This window comes from Butyrivibrio sp. XPD2002 (assembly GCF_000423945.1).
Taxonomy (GTDB): domain Bacteria; phylum Bacillota; class Clostridia; order Lachnospirales; family Lachnospiraceae; genus Butyrivibrio.
On the sequence record NZ_AUIY01000005.1, the window covers coordinates 60,551 to 79,570 of the forward strand.

The following is a 19,020-nucleotide window of genomic DNA, read 5'->3' on the forward strand; positions in this document are numbered from 1 at the left end:
AAAACTTTATAAGGCCGTTTTACGCCTGAATGTCAGCCTCAAAGAATGTCTTTGAAAATGCTATCAGATAATCAACATCCTGCACGCCGGCTGTCTCATAAGGCGAATGCATTGCAAGCTGTGCCATACCTATATCCACTGTTCTGACCGCAACCTGTGTACCTGATATATTACCAAGTGTTGAACCACCTGCTACGTCTGAGCGATTAGTGAAGGTCTGGAAAGGAACCTTTGCTTTCTCACAGATGAGCTTGCAAACAGCACCTGAAACAGCATCTGTTGTGTACTTCTGATTAGCATTGTACTTGATTACAATGCCCTTGTTCATCTGAGGTCTGTTTACAGGATCTGCCTTCTCAACATAGTTAGGATGAACTGCGTGAGCATTGTCAGCAGAAACCATAAAGCTCTCTGCCAGTGATACAAGATAATCCTCTTTGCTCTTACCAAAAGCATCATTTATTCTCACAAGTGTATCCTTAAGGAATGTGGATGCAGCGCCCTGTCTTGTGGTACTGCCAACCTCCTCATTATCAAATACAACATGCATGATAACGTTCTTCTTATTCTCAGCCTTTACGAAGCCCTCGAAGGAACCGTAGCAGCACTCGAGATCATCGAGACGTCCTGAGGAAACGAACTCATCGTTTGCCCCCCATACAGTGGGCTCTACTCTGTTATAAAGGAAAAGATCGTGAGAAACAATATCTTTTTCCTTAACACCTGCAGACTCTGCGATAAGCTTCATAAATGTATCCTTGCTTGTCACATCTCCGAAAATCGGAAGCATGTCCTTCTGGGCGTTGTACTTGTGACCGTCGTTAGCCTCTCTGTCCATGTGGATTGCGAGTGAGGGCAGCATAACAAGATCCCTTCCTACATCAACAAGCTTGGAATCTACGCCAACTGCTGCCCCGGATTTTTTCACCATGACGCGGCCCGCAATAGAAAGCGGTCTGTCAAACCAGGGCGCGCAAAGCATTCCGCCATACTTCTCCACATTAAGAGTTACATAAGCGCCTACTGATTCGATCTCCGGATTCTCCTTGATCTTAAAGGAGGGAGAATCGCTGTGGCTTGCGATCATGTAAAATCCCTTGTAATCCTTTGCAGGGAGTTTAAAGGATATAATTGAAGAGCCGCTTCTTGTAACGAAGTATTTTCCGCCCTTTGAAAGCTTCCACTTCTCATTTTCATTAAGCTCTGTAAAGCCCTCTTCGAGAAGCCTTACTCTGAGTTCTTCTACTGCATGAAAAGCTGTGGGGCTCTTCTTGATAAAATCTGTTAATCCTTTTACTGTTTTTTTCATTTCTTCACCTTCTATCATTTATCATTTCCCATACGAATTCTGTCCTGAAGTCCTTTGTAAAACTCAGACATTCGTTCAGTATTAAGTTTCTTCCCACCTCTGAAAACGGGTCTTTTGAACCTGAAGTTTTTAATATTTCCAAGCTGATACCTCTGTCTGAAATCGAGGCGCTCAGCAGCAAATGCGATTGCACTCTTTGCCATTATAGGAACGGAAGTGATAGCTTCCTTGGCCTTAACGGGAGTCGCAGCGGCTGTCTTGTAAACATCCTCCATACGACCGTCAAACTCAGCCATGGCACCTTCAACCATATCAAGAAGGTGTACCAAGCTGGATACCGTAAGCACCAGGTCAGCTGCAAGATAAGCCATCAGAACAAGGGCGATGATCTCTGCCGCAAGAGGATGAATCATCCCCAGTACCTTTTCAGAGAAGGGCATTACAAATCTTGTAACAAGGATTCCCGCTACGCCAAAGCCCAGTGTCGCAGGCACACATACACGTCCGTTAATGTTAAGGGGCATGTCGTAATATTCCCACCATACTGCATGGAATCTTTTTTCAAGAAAATAGGATGTACTATATTCCAGAACCATGCTTCCCAAAGCACAGATCACAAATATCTTCCATAGCGGAATCTCATTGTAGGGGATGCCTCTGAACACAGGAAGATATCCAAAAACGAGCTCACAGGCAACGGAACCTGTCCCATATATTGGACAGATCGGTCCGAACAAGAATCCTCTGTTTCTCCAATGGCCTTCCTTGACTGTGCAGTAAATGCACTCGTAGATCCAGCCTATAAAGCTATATGCCATAAATAATATAAATATCTTACTAACAAACATATCTTTAAGCTCTCCATTCGGCGGGCTTATCTGCCGCAAAATGTCACGCGTCTTTACTCCTTAATACTTTTCCCATGCTTGCAGATATCCCCTAGACAGCATACGTCGCACTGGGGTCTTCTTGCTACGCAGACTGCCCTTCCGTGCCATACGAATCTGTGACAAAGGCTGTTACCCTCCTCGGGAGGAACAATCTTCCATAGCTGCGCCTCCACCTTGGCGGGGTCCTTGATATTATCCACAAGTCCGATAAGATTACAAAGTCTTATGCAATGCGTATCCGTAACAATCGCAGGCTTTCCGAAAACATCACCCATGACAAGATTCGCACTTTTCCTGCCAACACCGGGAAGCTTTAAAAGCTCTTCCATGGTGTCAGGAACCATGTCATTATACTTTTCGTGAAGAATTTTCATGCATGCACTGATATCCCTCGCCTTGGATTTACCAAGTCCGCAGGGACGGACTATCTCCTCTATGTCAGCCGGATCAGCCTCTGCCAAAGCTTCCACGGTAGGGAACTTTTCATATAAAAGAGGCGTAGTCTTATCGACTCTGGCGTCCGTGCACTGAGCAGCAAGTCGCACGCTGACAAGAAGCTGCCAGGCCTCGCTGTAGTCAAGTGTACAGTCCGCATCGGGATATTCCTTTTTTAGTCTCTCTATTACTTCCTGCGCTAATTGTTTTTTTGTCATTGCAAACACCAATATATTCTATCGCAAAATTGCCCATTAATTAAGTCCGAAAAGCAAAAGCCTCCCGGACTTATTGTCAATTCTCTATCTGCTCTAGTGCGCTGCTCATAAGCTTGAGCAGTTCCAATGTACTTCTAAAATGAACCGTCTTTTTCTTTTCAGACCAAAGCACCTGTCCCTGCCAGGAGCTGTTCTGCCTGAATTTAACCTGAACAAGAAATGTTGCCTGCTCGCCTCTGTATGTCTTGAGGCTTCTGATGGGCTCTCTCTTTCTGATTGAGTTGGGATTGTGATAGTCCCTGGTCTTATCCTTCTGACCAAAGGTTCTGTAGGATGTAGTCCTCTGCGGGAAATCCCAGTTATCATAGAGTCTGTCCATCAGCATGACCATTTCATATCCGCTGCCAAAGGGAAGGGGCTCCTCTTCATAAGGAGTCCACAGCATTCCGCTTATATCCCTTTCTGACGCCTCATTAACGCAGACGCAAATTAAGTTTTTTCCAAAAATACGTGATTCTGATTCTGTCATTTTTTAATTCTCTTGCTTCTCTTTATTGTTAGTATTGCCATAAATAGTACTGCTGCCGCAAATACTATTATATGTCTTCCAAGATCTGAATAGTCATCAGTTGATGATCTTCTGGCACCAAGTACGTTATCATCTGCAGGATTCGCTATATCAACTGTGACATCGCCTGTAACTCTCTTAGCACCAAGAACGTTAGGATCAACAGTCGCTGCCTTTTCTGTTTTAGGAGCAGGCGTTGTACTCTGCTGCGTAGCAGGTGTTGAAGAAGATGTATCGCTTGAATTTGATCCATCGTTCTTATCATTCCCGGGTGTCTCGTTTACTGCTTTATCAGCGTTCTTAACCTTGAGGATTCCAGGTACCTTTTCAATATTATAGTTCTCTTCGAGAGTTCCATCATTAAGTGTATAGGTGAAGTAGTTGTAGCTCTGTCCAACTGCCTTCTGTTTACCTGTATATTTATAAGTTGCGCCCTCACCTTCTGCAAAACCGTCACCTGATACGGTAACCTTATGCTTCTTGTGAGTCTTATTATCAAATGTCTTTGTAGTGCTGCCGGAGGTAAGAGTTACATTTCTCTTCTCAATGGTGAGCTTACCGGGTCTGAATTCAAATTTGAACTGGTTAGTAACCACATTGCCTTCAGAATCCTTTATCACGGGTGAGCCTGTGATGTTTACTGCATATTCGCCGGCATTTTTGCCTGAGCCGTATGCAGCAATTCCGGTAACTGTAAAATTAGCATCACCGATTGTAAGAGGCAAAACCTGTGAGGAATCGCCGCTTCCTGTAACTCTGTATTCAGAATCGCTTCTGCCCTCAAGCATGAAGCCACTTATACTCTGAACCTGTCCGTTATATTTTACTGTGCTGTTCGCACCTTCTACCGTAAGTATGTACTTCTGTTCATCGGTTCTGTCTACAACAGATAATCCGCCAAAAGTATATTTAATATTGTAATTGTCGGGATTAGTGCCATCCTTGTAGGAGCTTATCGTGAACTCATTTACATCTGTTCCGATGTCGGTTCTGCTCTTGGTAAATTTATAATATGCGCCCTGGTTACCTACCCAGCCATCCTCCTTGGCAAGTGGCATAGCGCCATTTTCAAGAGGTGTTCCATCGTAAGGCTTAACGATGTTCATGGAAACCAGCTCTACATTTTTCTTCTTAATTACATCAACCGCTGTAACCGTAAGAGTTGAAGGTGCACTGACATCCTCAGCTGCTTCGTTATAAACCGTAACGCCTGAAAGAGCAACATCAAAAGTGTTATTGCTATCATTTGTAGCATCAACGGCACTTACTGTAACCGTGTTATTCGGGATTCCCGCGATATAAACAGTTCCAATCTCAGGAGAGCTTGCAACAACAACATCCTTTGACTGACCCGCTACAGTTATTGACGAAGAAGGCAGTGAAATCTGTACATCCTGGCTTTCGCCGTTATAAACCTTGGACTCTACAGTAGTTCCTGTAACAGTAAGAGCAGAAACAGTTGCCGCAGGCTCGCTTTTCTCAGCTGCAGGCGCTTTCTCCTCTACAGGAGCTTCCTCAGTCGGCGCTTCTTCATCAGTAGGAGGCACTTCCTCGGTCGGCTGTGAATCCTCTGCAGGTGCCTGATCATCCACAGGCGCAGTCTCTTCTGCAGGCGCTTCAGTAGCAGGCTTCTCTGCATCAGCAGGAGCTGCATCTGTCACAGCATCTACATCTTCAGCAGGCTGTACTTCCTCAGAAGGCACAGCATCAGCCTGAACGTCTAAAGCATCCTTCTGCTCATCAGACGCCTCTGCATCGCCGCCCTGGTCAGCCTCTTCAGCTGCCGGCTCGCCTTCATCATTATCTGTATTATCCTGGATAGTTGAAATGGAAGAATCTTCCGGAATCTCGGAATCATCACCCCCGGAATCCAGCTCCTGCCCTGTCTCGATAGCGGCAAAATCATCACCGGATACCCCTTCAGCACTGACATATAACTCCTTTGTCGTACTAAAAGTAAGCGCCGCGATCATAATGCAGGCAAGCACTGTCTTCTTACAAACTCTTATTAAATTCCCCTTCAAAACAAATACCCTCATAGAAAAATAGAAACTACAGTTACATCATATATAACCATTCTGAATTAAAGCCTGTCTTCCAAGCCAAACTCTGAATACATCAATTTTATCTGTTTTTGGCCTTAAAAGCAACCGCTATCACTTGTTTGCTTCCTATACACAAACCGCTATCAGTTGTTGTCTTCTTCGGCAGCGGCAGCTTCCTGTTTTAGCCTCTCCTGCTCCCTTGCTTCCTCAGCCATTTTTCTTGTAACCTCTATGCTGTCATCCCAGGATTTATAGCGTGAATCGCCTCTTCTGTCTACAATATCCTCTCCGAATCGCTCCTTAAGATTATCCGCAAGATATTCTGTAAACTTGCAGCTTCCCTCGTAATTCAAATGGGAATGGTCATTAAAATCCTTGGTAAAATCAAGGCCTATCTCATCATAGGCTTCATTCATGTTCATGTACTCAATGCCATTGTCCCTTGCGATAAGTCCCACCTTGTTATAGGTAAGAACCTCCTTGTCATCAACAATGTACGGCGCAACTATGAAAAAAAGCTTTACATTATTTTCATTTGCAAGGTCGATTATCTTGTTCAGATATTTTTCCGACTTGGGAGTAAGGTCTGCGCTGATAGTCACATCGTAGACAGGTCTTGGCTGCTCCTTAACCGCACAGTAGGGTGTGTAGCCCTTAAATGCTGCAAGGTCCTCTTTTCCCCAAAGAGCATCATAGTCCTCCTGGGTCAGACTCTCATATCTGTTGTGATAGGTGAAGAAGTCCGGAAAATAGTCATCCCATCTTGTAAACTCGCAGCTTGTCACAAACAGTCCAAGCTTATTAAGTGACGGGCGAAGTCCCTGGAGATTTTCATATAAAAAGTCGTACTGATGATCATTCTTAAAGCATGCAGCTGCGTAAAAATCCAGCACTGCCACCTTGGGCTTTTGCGTTTTTAATGCTTCCTTAAAATAATAGTAGGTCTGCCACAAGGTCTGCTCCGCTGCACTGTAATCGTAGGCTGCGATGCCGTAGTTTTCCCACAAAAGTGCTGTGTTCACGTCGCAGTGAATATGGCTTGAGCCAAGCATCAGAACATCTATGGAATCCTTGGGCTGAGCATAGAAGCTGCGGGCCTGATTGATTCCATGAATTGATTTCTCGGACAGAAGTCTGTCAAGACAGCTTATGATAATAACAAACGCCAGTATAAAGGCTAAATAGGTAAATATCTTTTTCATGATCAGAACTCCATATACATAAATCCGATTACCTGCTCAGAGGGTCCGTAGACTCCGTAAACAAGAAGGAGAATCAGTAAAACAAAGAACACTGAAAGTCTTGCAGGAAGTGCCATATCCATCAGAATTTCAGGGAAATCCTTACTCTTTTTACTAGCCAAGACATCCATTACGATCATCACGATAACTCCGATGATCATGATCCAGAGCTGATAATTACTCATCTGGATAAATTCCATCTCCTCGCCCCAGCTCATGCTGATGCCGCTTCCAAGGAACATGTTTCTCACATATCTGATCGCTCTGCTAAGGCTCTCTGATCCGAAGAGTACCCAGGCAATTGATACACTTATGAAAACCAGAACGCGTCTTACTATCTGCATGATCTTTGCATCAAAAACATGGAGCTTTTCAAGGATGTTATCAACAACTGACAAAAAGCCGTGCATCAGTCCCCATGCCACGAAATTCAGGCCGTTTCCGTGCCAGAGTCCGCATACAAAGAAAACTATCACGGTGTTAAGGTGCTTTCTGAAGGCTCCCTTTCTGTTTCCGCCAAGCGGAATGTAGATGTAATCCCTAAGCCAGTTACTTAAGGAAATATGCCATCTTCTCCAGAAATCTGACATACTCTTAGCTGTGTAGGGCGCCTTGAAATTTTGTGTGAGCTTTATTCCAAATAAAAGTGCAATTCCTATCGCTATTGAGGAATAGCCCGCAAAGTCAGTATAAATCTGCAGGGTGTACATAAGACTTCCTGCGATAAGCGCCTTTGCAGAATGATAGTCAGGGTTCTCCAGAAGTATTGATGTGTACTGTGCAAATCTGTTTGCCAGAATCAGCTTCATGGAAAATCCGTAAAGAATGTATGCAAAGCTTCTGTTCAAGTTCTCCTCATTAAGGAATTTTCCGGTAGTAGAAGCTTCTTTTTGTGAAAAGAAATTCTCTCCTCTCTCAATCGGTCCGCTTATGAATTTTGCAAAGAAGGACTGATAAAGTAAGAAGTCAATGACTGACGGAAAATGCTCCATTTTTCCCTTGCGAACATCAACAAGAAAGCTTATGGACTGGAAAATATAATAGGAAAAACCAATCGGAAGAACAGCCATCGACATAAAAGAAGGGAGCTGATCTCTTGCCCTGAGGAAATCCCCAAGCTTAAGAAAACATAAAGAAAATGCGCAGGCAAGAACACCGAAAAACGTAAGAATTCCGGCCAGCTTCGCCTGCGTATCAATGAATTTGTGAATCAGAAATCCGATGGCATATGTAAATACAGCCACCGCAAACATGATAATAAAAGCCATTCTGCTAAGGATAATTATGTATCCAAAGCTCGCACCCATAAGTACGAAATTCCTGTACTTCGGCGCGGAAATATAGAACGCTACAAGCGTCACCACAAGGTATATAAGTGTCGTAAACTCAAATGTCATGCTTTACTCCCCATAAGCTGTGTAATGATGAAATTATAACACAGATGAGCGGGGAAATGGCATTTTAACCCACAATACCTTTAATAGTCTCCCAATCAAAGCAGCGCCTGAAGCCTTCTCCCGGAAGCTCAGCTTCATGATTCCAGGGGCGGTCGTACACCAGCACCTTAAGCTCCGGCAAATGCTCAAAGAACTTGAACGCCAGCGGTGAATCCTCTATAGCATAGTCAAAATGCATCTTGTAATAATCCTCAAGCTCTAAGTTGAAATCACTATTCTTAATGAAGCTATCTCTTCCATACTTATTGAGGCAGTACAGCTTAACACGCTCAAGGCCGTGCTGATCAAGCCATTTTCTTGATGCTTCATAGGCACTGCTGGGACGGCCTGTAATTATCGATACTTCATGCCCTTCATCAAGCCAGCTGTTGATAGTCTTGGATGCTCCCGGTGTCTCCTCCAGCTCCAGAAGCGCCTCCGGTGTGTGTCCCAGGATCATCATCTTCTCGTACTGCTCATCTGTCAGATCGTAGGATCTCTTCAAATCAAAATATTTCACATCCTCGTATGGTACCTTTTTATCAAAAAGCTCTTCCACAAGGCTACAGAAGTGCTTCGCGGTCTCACAGAGGCAATCATCAAAATCAATATAAATCTTCATCGGTATACTCTCCTCGTTTTTCGTACCATACAAATATACCGCGTTTGTGGGAAGAAATAAATGGGAGGTTTGTGGGGTTTTCTGGATTTTCAGACTATAACCCCGTGGATTTTCTGAATTTTGGCTGAGGACTGTGGGCTGTGGGCTGGGGCTGTGGGCTGTGGGCTGGGGGCTGGGGGCTGTGGGCAGTGGGCTGTGGGCTGTGGGCCGAGGCATTTTACGTCAGTTTTGTCTTTTTTTGGCTTTCCGGACTACCGTATTGCCTCAAAAGTTATCGTTTTATCGTTTGTGTTACGCCTAATACCTGATTTTTGACTCTTCCGGATGAATTTTTACCCCTTTATTTTTCTTGTTCATTTTTCTTGGGAGATTTTTCATCAAAAAGTTCAACCTATTGGTCCTTATAGTCAAAACAGGCGTAATTGCCCTCTGAAAAGTATTTGAAATATCATAACCCGTTACGCCTGTTCTCTCTTTTTCTTTTTAACAGGTGTAACGGGTCATATAAAACATGAAATCTTTTCCACATTAAAACGGATTTGCATTTGTCAAAAATTCCCGAACCCTATCCAATCCGCCCATAGAGCTATCAACACTGTCATCCTTCAATACTTCATGAATATTGTTGTGACTGTTAAACTCAATCTTACTTATAAGCCAGGTATCAAAATCAATCTTAGACATTGCTGTCGACACCATTTTTTCTCTATGCAGCTCTCTCATATGATCCCAGGAATTATTAAACTCTTTAAGTTTCTCCTCCTCTGATAGTTCATCGCTAGACAAAAGATCATAAGATCTTATTAACTCTTCATCCATAAGATTATTATATTCCCTTACATCAGCGCTCTCAGATGAAGACTGACCAAGCATACTTGCAATCTGCTCTTTGTTTTTATCAATCAGATCTATTGCTCTGAATTTAAGCAATTCCTCTGCAGATTTTGACTTCTTTTTATCTTCTTCTGCTTCAAACTCGATTATTCCATTTTCTGACGCTTCAACATCTACCGCTTTGTCTTCAGCTTCTACTCCAAAATTGCCCTTTTCCTCATCATCCTCTTCCAAAGTTTCCTGAAGGATTTCAACAATTCTCTTCTTTTGAGACTGTTCTTCTTCAGCCTCGGCAAGCTTTTGCGCATTTTGTCCTACTTCGTCAGAATATTTCTGAGATTCGAGTTCCTTTTGCATATCAGAATACAGCTGAATTCTCTGAATCATGTTTTCCTGCAAAGCCTCTATAACGGCCTCGTAATCATCCCTGGTCATCACATGGAAGCGTTTATCCACATAATTTTGAGCTGTAAGTTTCTTTAACTCATCATTGATAAAATCTCTTTCTTCATCTGTGAGCTCCTGCCCTTCGTTTAGCCTTCTATTAAGTTCATCAACTCTGCTAAGACTATCTCTTGTCTCCGCTGTCTTATCTTTGATTTCCTGAACCTTTCCGTCTCTTAAAGTTTCTTAGCCATATAAAGCAGCAGATCATCGTCATTGCAGCATGGTTCATACTGCCCCAGCTGCTTCCCCTTGTACCAAACTCCGCTGCCATCGAAGTTATAGCCCCTGCTCACATACATTCTCTGGGCCGGTCCATAGCCTGAATGAACACCCACTGCCAGGAAAACATGATCTGCCACGTTGGAAGCCTCTTTCTCAGCAGCATCAAGAAGTTTTGTTCCAATTCCCTTCTTATGAACACTAAAGAAAACACAGAGGTCTTCTATCTCAGGCCAGTTGGTATCAAGCCATGGTCCTTCGCTAGGTTTAAGTAACAATGTACATAAACCGGCAACGTCGCCTTCAAACTCTGCTATGAAGACAAATCTCGTACCGGCTTCCTGTTCTTTATAGTAATTCTCATAGGTTTCCATTTGCGGATGCCATCCGTATGAAAAATAAGTATCATAAATTATCTTCGCATCAGTTTTTAACATACTGCGAATTTTAGTTATTCCATCGTCATAATATGTTTTCATAAATATTATCCCACGTTTTTTACATAGTCCATATACTCCAGCAGTGCTGTATACTCCCTAAGATATGACCCTCTCTTTTCTTCGCTTGTCGCCGCGTACTCCTGGTGCTTTGAGAAAATATCTATGGCATCCTGCAGCGGAATCCACTCCGGCTGTATGCCGCGCTCAATCTCCGCTTCCGTAGGCTTCATCTGGCCCTGACCCACAACCTCACAAATGAAATAATAGCCGCCGTATCTGTATTCCTCATAGTACTCGTACATCTGAAGAAACCTTTGAACAGGTCGCACTATCACACCGGTCTCTTCCTCAACCTCCCTGATGCAGCACTCTTCGGGTGTCTCGCCCTCTTCCATGCCGCCACCGGGTATCAGCCACCAACCGGAATTCAATTCATGTGTAAGAAGGATTTTTCCATCCTCAATAATCACAGCGCGACAGCCATCACGGGTTTTGGTGAAGGTTTCAAATCTGTTATCCCCTAAAATTTCTATTTTTTTCACTATCCTATACTCCCTTTAATCACCCAACTTTTTTTTCATACTCAGTTCTTAATCTCAACCATTTTTCTTATTCCGTTTGGAATGATCTCGAAGCCAAGCTTTTCATAAAAAGGCTCCTTTCCCCTGGCCGAAACGCCGCCAATAGTAGTGAATCTTCCTGTATACGAATTCTTAACAGCATAGGAACACAGATATACTACAATCTGTGTCCCTACGCCACGGTTCTGATATTCAGGCAAAACAATCACTTCCTGCAGGTACCAGTACATGGCACCATCACCCACAAGCCTTCCCATTCCAACAAGCTCGCCGTTATACAATGCTGAAACATTTACGAGTCCGCCTTCAAGCGCTCTTCTGGCATGCTCTATCGGAATATCCGCAAAATCAGTAGCGTTGCGTAATCTCACGAAATCTTCCGGACTTAATATGTTCTCAACAAGTTCAACCTTTAAGCTCATTGTTTCTCCCCAAAAGCACTTTTCCCATCAAACAACAATTTCAGATCAGTTTCTCAAACTCAATAAAAGTTTCTTCTTTGCTCAAGCTCTTAAGCTGTCCCAGCATAAACTGCAATTTTCCATCGATCCACTTCCTGGTATAGGTGCGCATGTTGCCTGCAGCCTTTTCTCCGAAGCTTCGGATGATTTCTTCCGGATCCTTTTCATTAACCTTCTGGCACATTTTCACATATTCATCTATTACGGATAGAAGCTTTTTCCAGTTCTCTGCTGCCTTGACCGGCTCATCATTTCTTAAATATGCAGCAACCAGGAACTTATAGGTCTCCCGATAAAAGCCCTGACAATGCGGTTTCATCTTTTCATTTTCCATGAATTTGTCCATTATGGAAATTCCCCAAAGACAGTTCTCCTCTACTTCTTTTAGCGGACTGACCCACATCATAGATTCTGCCGTATAAACAATATGCTTATTTATAACTCGTATAAAATCCTGGTAATTGTCCCTTATCTGGGCCTTCCATTTTTCCTTGCCAGCATCAGTGCTTATGTCGATGTAATATGGAAGAAGTGTCTCCTGAAGCATGTTGTTGCTTACTGAAGGTAGCGCTTCAATATGCTGCCGGCCTTTTTCCCAATCCGAAGTATGCCAGCAAAGCCAGGCAAGAGCATAATGGCATTCATCAGAAAGCTTCTTGCTGTCCGAATACCTGATAACCTGCATGGCTCTGTTTTCAGCAGTTCTGACTATCTGCTTCCACTTCTTGTTATCGTCCTTAAGCAAGCACTCGTAGTATGAATTATTAGGATTAACAAAACGGCTCATGTGAGCGATCGCCTGCACATAGCGGGTCATAATCCCATAATTGAAAATGTTCTCTTCACACTGCTGATCCAGATATTCTGCAGCATTTAAAGCTCCCTCGGCCTGTTCTCCGCTATCCCTGAGTTCGTCCGCTTTCCTATTCACTTCCTCAGCGAGCTTCACATCATAGTTATCCTGATTAAATCCAAAAAGTGCATCTGTTGATACATTCAAGGCTTGCGCCAGAGGAATAACCTGCGTGATATCAGGAAGGCCTGAGCCGCTTTCCCATTTGCTGACAGCCTGGCTGGTAACACCAAGAACTCCCGCCAGTTCCTCCTGGGTTATACCTAAATCACGTCGATATTTTTTTATATTATTACCTAATGTCATACAATCCACCTCTTTATTTGTATTTCATAGATGCATCTTTGATAAATCCACTATATCAGACACCGAGGTGGTATCCTAACAATTCGTTTTTGGATAAAAATCAACTTTGCGTTGATAAATACGGATGTATGGTTAGCCTTATTGCAGCTATATTACCCAGCGTAATATCTACACTTCTATCTCATAAAAAATATAATCTTCAGTTTTCATCAAAATGCTCCAAAAATCGTTATATACCTTCTAAGGTATTCTCTTTTTAAGCAATACGCTAATCCGTAATATGCTAATGATATCACAGCGCCTATACGAAAAAAATCTCTACGCAAGCATTTTTCGTGCCTTTGTAGAGATTTTTGTATGTCCGGATTACATAATATTTCAAAATATCCGTCTATAATTACTTATCCAAATAATAAAAAGCGTCTATCGCTTTTCCGATATAATTCGCAGCCCCATCACCATAGACAGAATCCACACCCTTTGCAAGTGTTTCATCTTCCTGATAACCCTTGGCCAGATTAAGTAAAAGCGCCTTTGCATCCTTAACCTGATAGAGCTGTTTTGCAACAAAATCGTACTCGCCTATCAGTTGTCGGACTTCAAAGGTGTTAACATCCGTCCCCTTCTTGGCAGCGATTCTCTTCTGAATATCATCCATCCTCTTTTGATATGCAGCAAACACTTCTGACTTAGGCTGATTCTTCACAGTCTCCTTAACTGAATCCTTGTCACCATACCACTCTACAACCTTTACAAAGTTCTTCTGAACCTTCTCATCGGATGCACTGTCCAGCATGTGTTTTTCCCACGCCTTAAGGCTCCCATAATAATCAATTAAAATCTTCTTCCGTGACTCATTCATGTTACGACACATTTCTATAACCATGTCGTGTAGTTCTGCCTCATCAAATATCGCAAAGTCCATATCAAGATCTCCTTTCAACATATCATCTATGCTGGCGATTATGCGCTCTATCTTCTGCTTTTTAAGAAGTAGCATTTCGCGCTGTTTTGCCAGAATCGTGTTGCTATCAAGATCCGGATTATCCATTATGAGCTTAATGTCAGCAAGCGGCAGTTCAAGCTCACGGAAAACGAGAATCTGTCCCAGTTTTTCGATGGCCTTATCGTCATAAAGCCTGTATCCTGCTTCAGTTACTTCGGTGGGTTTGAAAAGCCCGATCTCATCGTAGTAATGAAGCGTGCGCACAGAGATACCCGTGATCTTTGAAACTTCCTTTACTGCTTTCATGATGGCGTTCCTCCTGTCTCTTGATATAAGAAATCTTAGATCCTAACGTAACGTGAGAGTCAATAGAGATTTTATCACAAAAAAAATAAATTTTTTGACGCCTTAGTTAATCTTTTGTTTATAAAGACTTCTATCGGTTTTTACACGATATTTTTATCAAGCAGTTAACCGTATTGCAACTATCGAAATAGGCAAAATCCCCATTCTATGCACTTTTTACATTTCTATTTCAACAATATTATTCATATGTCGCTGAAGAATCTGCAGCTGACACTCCGATATTGTCAGACACTTCTCCTGTCTCACGTACATCACAAAACAAGCCACCTGTGATGAGTATTCTATCACAATTTGCTACGTCTATTTCTCCTGATATTCCAAACTGGATGAACTGCATTATCATTCCATAAATGACTGTCAGTCTATGCCCAACAATTCAACCATTCCGGTTCATCTGCGGATATAACTTTCTTGTGACCGTTACGTCTATTCGCGAACAAGTTCTCACACAGGTTGAAGGATTCTTATACCCTCAGCTTATCATTTCAGTCTATATGAATTATTCTCATATAATGATTGCACTGAAAATATGCAAGCTAAAGCGTCATTACGCCTATTGCTCCTTTATCATTTCACCGACGTAAATGATATTTGCCACCATGTTTCAGCATTCAGTCTATATATCTAAATTCCCCAATCCTGGTTGAACTGCGGGAACAACCTCTATATAGTCGTTACGTCTACTCGCGAACAAATCTTTCCATAGATCCAACTGCGGGAGCAACACCCAGCTATCCGTTACGTCTACTCGCGAGCAAATTATCTTACAGGTTGAATGAACAAAAAATCCCCCAAGACCAGATAACTCCAATCTCAAGGGACTACAACATCTAAAACAACAAAAATATGACACACAGTAACACAAAAACCTCAGATAAAATCTGAGGTTTTTATCGAGCTGGCAACGGGAATCGGACCCGTGACCTCCGCACTACCAATGCGACGCACTACCGACTGTGCTATGCCAGCAATCCGCGACCTATGTAAGTCACGAAAAATATTGTAGCAAGCACAAACTCTATTGTCAACACAATATTTAATATGTCTATCCGCTGCTTATAACTCATAATAATCAGCATCCACTCAATCTCTGTGTATTCCTACCCGGTTTTCTATCATGCCTTAAGTTCATTCGGTATACCGTTTTAAGCGCTTCTGTATATATAACGTTTGAACGAATAAAAGTGTTGGAAAAAATATAAAAAAATTTTCCAAGCTAAAAAACATGCTTAAATAAACCTAGATTTTATTATCTTTTCAGAAAGTTTATAGGATGATTATAGCTTTAAGCACCCTCAAAATATATGATATTAGTATAACAATAAATAACAGAAATACGATTATTCCTGTTAGGATTCAATATAAACGTAAATGATTTTGTATAAAACATTATGTTAAAGCAAATCAAGACAGCATTTATAACAATTATATTATTCCCGCTGGTTCTGTCGGGTTGCGAACCGCAGCCTCATGTAACGGAGCAGACTACTGAGGAAACTGAGGAGACCACAATTGTTGATACCCATTCTAATGATGGGCGTACAGTTGTGGGTATTTCCATGCCCGATGTTCTGCTTGAGCGCTGGAATCGCGACGGAGCCTTCCTAAAAGAGCAGTTTGCAAACAATGGCTGCGAGGTAATTCTGCGCTTTGCCAACAATCTGATAGATACCCAGATAAACGACATCAGAGATATGATATCCGGCGGTGCTGACGTTCTCGTAATCACAGCCGTGGACGGCGCCGCACTCACTAAGGTTCTTAATGAAGCCAGAGCAGCCAACGTAAAGATCATAGCCTACGACAGGCTCATCATGGAAACTGATGCCGTGGATTACTATGTCTCTTTTGACAATTATCAGGTTGGAGTTCTTCAGGCCAATTACGTCATCGGAGCTCTTCTTATGGTAAACTCCGATAAAATTTACAACATTGAATTTATTTCAGGAGACCCTGTAGATAATAATGCAAGATATTTTTATAAGGGAGCGATGGACACTCTTGATCCCTTCCTTGAAATGAACAAGATAAGGATTCTCTCTACCCAATCAGGCTTCTATGAGACCTCTACCGCACAGTGGTCCACAGATATCGCACAGCAAAGGCTTCAGATCATATTGAATTCCTATTATCCTAAGGGAACAAGATTAGACGCTGTTCTTTGCGCCAATGATTCGACAGCCCTCGGCGCAGCGAAGGCCATTGAGGCAGATTATTCCGGAACCAATCATGTAGTATTAACAGGTCAGGATGCGGATATCGCAAATATTTACAATATTATAAACGGAACACAGGACATGACAGTTTACAAGGCTCTTGATCAGGAGGCTGTTGTTACTGTTGCCCTTTGTTCGTCCATTTTAGATGGCAACACCCCCGCCGAGGATCTGATAGAAGCAGCCAATTTCAGCTTTGACTGCTCCTACGATACCACCACCTACGACAACGGCGTCAAGGCAGTGCCCTCTTATCTGTTAAAGCCTATCACTATCAATTATCAGAATCTTGAAAAAGAATTATTTGTCACAGGATATTATCAGAGAAACAGCTCAGGACTGATTTATGCTACCAAATAAGGTATAACCGTTTCTTCCATTTGCCTTAGTCTCATAGAGGGCTGTATCTGCACATTCTAACAGCTTTCCAGCATCATTGGTATCCTCAGGATATGTCGCGCATCCGATACTTACCGTGAGTGAAATGTCACCTGCGGAAGTCTTAAATACGCCCTTAACATTCTTAATGATATCTTCGCAGATCTTTTTACCCTTTTCAGGATTCGCTGCCGTAAACAGTCCACAGAATTCATCTCCGCCAAGTCTTGCAAAGGTCACATCTTTTCCCGAAAGCTTCTTAAGCCTCTCACCAACACCGATTATTATCTCATCTCCAACCTTATGCCCATATGTGTCATTGATAAGCTTAAAGCGATCCACATCCAGCATTATCAGCCCATAAGGTGCAAGTGATGTAATGGCCTGATTTATATCCTCCATGATCTTCTTTCTGTTGGGCATCTGAGTCAAAAAGTCAGTTCGGATAATCTTCTTTCTGCGTATATTTGTAGCATAGAGAATCCCTATAATAGCCACCAGCAAAATCAGAATGATAATGACCAGATTACTGATAAGTGTATTTTCGCGATAGAATTTTGCCAGGTTCTCGTGCTCATTTATGACAACCGAGCCCTTGGGCAGCTGGGAATATACAATTCCGAATTTATCCATGCAGTCCTGGTCAAAATAGGGAGTTGAAACGGTGGTGCTTTTAAGCGGAATAGCATCCGCAGGCTCTCCTAGAAGTATTCTCCTTGCTACATCACCGGCTATTTCTCCGGCATTATAGTATGAATAAGATATTCCGCCAAATACACCATGCCCTACATCCGTTGACGTAAGCCTGAAAATCGGAACATTGGGCGCATAGGCTGACAGGAAATCCGAGGCATGCTTCAGGGAATAGTTCTTTTTCTCACCATCAACAGAGAAATCAAGGAACAGAATAATGTCGTCTCCATCCAGCCCCCCAAGGACCTCCTCAAGACCTGTTGCCGTGTAGTATGAGGTATTTATAACCGTGCTGTTTATCTCGGGATGATTGTCCCTGAATTTCATAAACTCCACATAGTCACCCTGACCGGCGACAGAGGAATCCACCACGACATTCAGATGAGTCCTCATGGGGAAAAGATCCTTCATCAGAGCGTAATTACTCTCAAAGTCAGGTGACTCAGCGATACCTGTCGCATTGCTCATAGCAGAGGCAGTGATAGCCTCCGTCATATTGTTTACGCCCATGAACACCAGCGGAACATCAGGGAAAAGCTCCTCCCTGTTATTAATGGCATATCTAAGCGCAGAATCATCCGCAACCACGATAAGATCATAGGCTCTTACTGAAAAAATCTTATATTTTACAAATCTGTCGAAATTCTGGATATCAAGACTGCCATAATATTTATCGGAATCCATAAATTCATAGCTGATATCCACATTGACGCCCTCGATTCCCTTCTCAAACCCACTGAGCTGATCGGGAACCGCAGCGTTAGAAAAACCATACGAAGATATAAAAAGCACGCGAAATTGCCGCTCTAAGCTATCCTCCGCATTAGCCCTTAATACGGAAGAAAACAAAATACAAACTGCAAAATATACAATTAAAATGCTATTCCGCAAAGTTTTCATAATACGATTTTAAACCTTAAAAGGCACTGCAACAATAGTCTGCAAATCGTTTAATTATATATTTATAATCATATAATTTTTATTTTAATAAATGTACCAATTACATAAGTTCTGTAAGCAGATGGCGATAGATATCCGAGTTCTTTTTCTTCCAGTTATCACACATGGAAATGGCCGCTTCCTCTGTCCAGGCAGGGATAGAAATGTCGATAAGACTGCTCTCTCCCTCTGTCGCAGACAGGTAGACCGTGTACTCGTTTTCACCGGTCTTTTTATAAAAAGCGCCTATCGAGGTCTCATCACGCATCTTAAGGCCGTTTTCCTTAAAGAACTCATCTATCTCTTCCTTTATGGAAGGATTTATCCTGTTTCCGAAGAAATCCAGAGTCTCGGAGCCCGCATCTGTCATCTTAAGGTATGTTCTGTTGCCTTCGTTTTTCTCAGTTATAAGATCTGAATCTGCAAGCTCGCTGAAAACCTCCTGAAGAGTCAGGAAATTCGTGTATTCTTTTTCCAAAATAAAATCATATATCTGTGCCTTACTAAGGCGCCCTTCGGATTTTCTGAGCATGTAAAGCACTATCATTTTATATAAAGTAAGGTATTGTGAACTCAT

Annotated in this window: 18 protein-coding genes and 1 tRNA gene; 1 reads left to right on the plus strand and 18 read right to left on the minus strand. The window is 42.5% G+C overall.

What is annotated here, in order from left to right; genetic code table 11:
- Positions 1-19 precede the first annotated feature (19 nt).
- The 16 genes from G587_RS0104325 to G587_RS0104400 all read right to left on the minus strand — a co-directional run bounded on the left by G587_RS0104325 (position 20) and on the right by G587_RS0104400 (position 15,186).
- The gene (locus tag G587_RS0104325; protein WP_035785766.1) at positions 20-1,309 is read right to left on the minus strand and encodes a M18 family aminopeptidase; all 1,290 of its coding nucleotides are present in this window, start codon (positions 1,307-1,309) and stop codon (positions 20-22) included.
- A gap of 14 nt (positions 1,310-1,323) precedes the next feature.
- Positions 1,324-2,127 (minus strand): putative ABC transporter permease, encoded by an 804-nt coding sequence (locus G587_RS21335; RefSeq protein ID WP_207637461.1) that lies wholly within the window; start codon positions 2,125-2,127, stop codon positions 1,324-1,326.
- 83 nt (positions 2,128-2,210) lie between these two features.
- The gene (locus G587_RS0104335) at positions 2,211-2,852 is read right to left on the minus strand and encodes an endonuclease III domain-containing protein (RefSeq protein ID WP_026491244.1); all 642 of its coding nucleotides are present in this window, start codon (positions 2,850-2,852) and stop codon (positions 2,211-2,213) included.
- 76 nt (positions 2,853-2,928) lie between these two features.
- The gene (locus G587_RS0104340) at positions 2,929-3,381 is read right to left on the minus strand and encodes a hypothetical protein (RefSeq protein ID WP_026491245.1); all 453 of its coding nucleotides are present in this window, start codon (positions 3,379-3,381) and stop codon (positions 2,929-2,931) included.
- On the minus strand, positions 3,378-5,444 hold the full coding sequence (locus G587_RS0104345) for a hypothetical protein (protein WP_026491246.1): 2,067 nt from the start codon (positions 5,442-5,444) through the stop codon (positions 3,378-3,380). Before G587_RS0104345 ends, G587_RS0104340 begins: the two co-directional genes overlap by 4 nt.
- 164 nt (positions 5,445-5,608) lie before the next feature.
- Positions 5,609-6,667 (minus strand): hypothetical protein, encoded by a 1,059-nt coding sequence (locus G587_RS0104350; protein ID WP_026491247.1) that lies wholly within the window; start codon positions 6,665-6,667, stop codon positions 5,609-5,611.
- Positions 6,668-6,669: 2 nt separating this feature from the next.
- The gene (locus G587_RS0104355; protein ID WP_026491248.1) at positions 6,670-8,103 is read right to left on the minus strand and encodes an MBOAT family O-acyltransferase; all 1,434 of its coding nucleotides are present in this window, start codon (positions 8,101-8,103) and stop codon (positions 6,670-6,672) included.
- Positions 8,104-8,167: 64 nt separating this feature from the next.
- The gene (locus G587_RS0104360; RefSeq protein ID WP_026491249.1) at positions 8,168-8,764 is read right to left on the minus strand and encodes a 5' nucleotidase, NT5C type; all 597 of its coding nucleotides are present in this window, start codon (positions 8,762-8,764) and stop codon (positions 8,168-8,170) included.
- A 528-nt stretch (positions 8,765-9,292) separates the two neighbouring features.
- Positions 9,293-10,054, minus strand: coding sequence for a hypothetical protein (locus G587_RS0104365; RefSeq protein ID WP_196812507.1), 762 nt, complete (start codon positions 10,052-10,054; stop codon positions 9,293-9,295).
- A 164-nt stretch (positions 10,055-10,218) separates the two neighbouring features.
- Complete coding sequence (locus tag G587_RS0104370; RefSeq protein WP_242830032.1) at positions 10,219-10,701, minus strand: GNAT family N-acetyltransferase; 483 nt, start codon at positions 10,699-10,701, stop codon at positions 10,219-10,221.
- A 47-nt stretch (positions 10,702-10,748) separates the two neighbouring features.
- Positions 10,749-11,246 carry an NUDIX hydrolase gene (locus G587_RS24135; protein WP_051200702.1) on the minus strand — a complete coding sequence of 166 codons (498 nt, stop codon included), beginning with the start codon at positions 11,244-11,246 and terminating at the stop codon, positions 10,749-10,751.
- A gap of 41 nt (positions 11,247-11,287) precedes the next feature.
- Positions 11,288-11,707, minus strand: coding sequence for a GNAT family N-acetyltransferase (locus G587_RS0104380; protein ID WP_026491252.1), 420 nt, complete (start codon positions 11,705-11,707; stop codon positions 11,288-11,290).
- A 40-nt stretch (positions 11,708-11,747) separates the two neighbouring features.
- Positions 11,748-12,905, minus strand: coding sequence for a helix-turn-helix domain-containing protein (locus tag G587_RS21345; RefSeq protein WP_035785712.1), 1,158 nt, complete (start codon positions 12,903-12,905; stop codon positions 11,748-11,750).
- 397 nt (positions 12,906-13,302) lie between these two features.
- Positions 13,303-14,157, minus strand: coding sequence for a MerR family transcriptional regulator (locus G587_RS0104390; RefSeq protein ID WP_026491253.1), 855 nt, complete (start codon positions 14,155-14,157; stop codon positions 13,303-13,305).
- Between the two features lie 238 nt (positions 14,158-14,395).
- Positions 14,396-14,560, minus strand: a complete 165-nt coding sequence (locus G587_RS25330; RefSeq protein ID WP_196812508.1) for a hypothetical protein — start codon at positions 14,558-14,560, stop codon at positions 14,396-14,398.
- A gap of 553 nt (positions 14,561-15,113) precedes the next feature.
- A tRNA-Thr gene (locus tag G587_RS0104400) sits at positions 15,114-15,186 on the minus strand.
- 422 nt (positions 15,187-15,608) lie between these two features.
- On the opposite strand from G587_RS0104400, the gene G587_RS21350 reads away from it, so the two are divergent.
- The gene (locus G587_RS21350) at positions 15,609-16,793 is read left to right on the plus strand and encodes a substrate-binding domain-containing protein (protein ID WP_051200704.1); all 1,185 of its coding nucleotides are present in this window, start codon (positions 15,609-15,611) and stop codon (positions 16,791-16,793) included.
- On the opposite strand, the gene G587_RS0104410 is transcribed toward G587_RS21350, so the two are convergent.
- On the minus strand, positions 16,767-18,296 hold the full coding sequence (locus G587_RS0104410) for a diguanylate cyclase domain-containing protein (RefSeq protein ID WP_026491254.1): 1,530 nt from the start codon (positions 18,294-18,296) through the stop codon (positions 16,767-16,769). The genes G587_RS21350 and G587_RS0104410 overlap by 27 nt on opposite strands.
- A gap of 208 nt (positions 18,297-18,504) precedes the next feature.
- Positions 18,505-19,020, minus strand: coding sequence for a DUF4364 family protein (locus G587_RS0104415; protein ID WP_026491255.1), 516 nt, complete (start codon positions 19,018-19,020; stop codon positions 18,505-18,507).